The sequence below is a fragment of the Vibrio sp. 378 genome, from assembly GCF_033339435.1.
Window position 1 is genome coordinate 1 of sequence record NZ_JAWOUO010001074.1, and the last position, 537, is coordinate 537.

Consider the following 537-nt stretch of genomic DNA (forward strand, 5'->3'; position numbering starts at 1 on the left):
CATCGCTGCTTGATTCGAAAGTAGGATTTGTCCATGGCTGGCATCTAGCACCAGCACTGGATAAGGCGAATCAGTAATAAGCTGCTTAAGTGCGTTTTGGAAACGAAAGTAGATAAGTGCTATCGCAATCGCACTGACTATCGATAGCAGGACAATATATCCATAACTCTCCTGCCCATTCCAAAGCCAATTAAGTAACTGATCCATTTTTCCACCTATAAAGCAAACTGCTAAAAATATATCAGTTATTTATTGAGCAATCTGCTTTTAATTCCGGCTTCGTGTAGATAAAAGGTTTTCCTATTAAGCTGCCTTGAGCGCCATCTTTATTTAATGCGCGACCAATTTCAGTCATGGCTAACCAACGGTTTTCACACCAAAGCGGGGACAACAACGTTGGACGACGAGCTGCGGAAGAGACACGATGAAACACAACATCAGCGGGCGTCATACGAATCATTTCACTGGCGATCGCAACATATTCTTCCAATTCAGGAGCTTCTAATCTGCCAGCTCTCCAAGCTTTCGCCATCGTAC

2 pseudogenes are annotated in these 537 nt (G+C 43.6%); both read right to left on the reverse strand.

Annotation, left to right across the window (positions count from 1 at the left end):
* Positions 1-207 (reverse strand): annotated as a pseudogene (locus R7Q48_RS30435) (diguanylate cyclase); the annotation flags it as partial.
* A gap of 34 nt (positions 208-241) precedes the next feature.
* Positions 242-537 (reverse strand): annotated as a pseudogene (locus R7Q48_RS30440) (TIGR01212 family radical SAM protein); the annotation flags it as partial.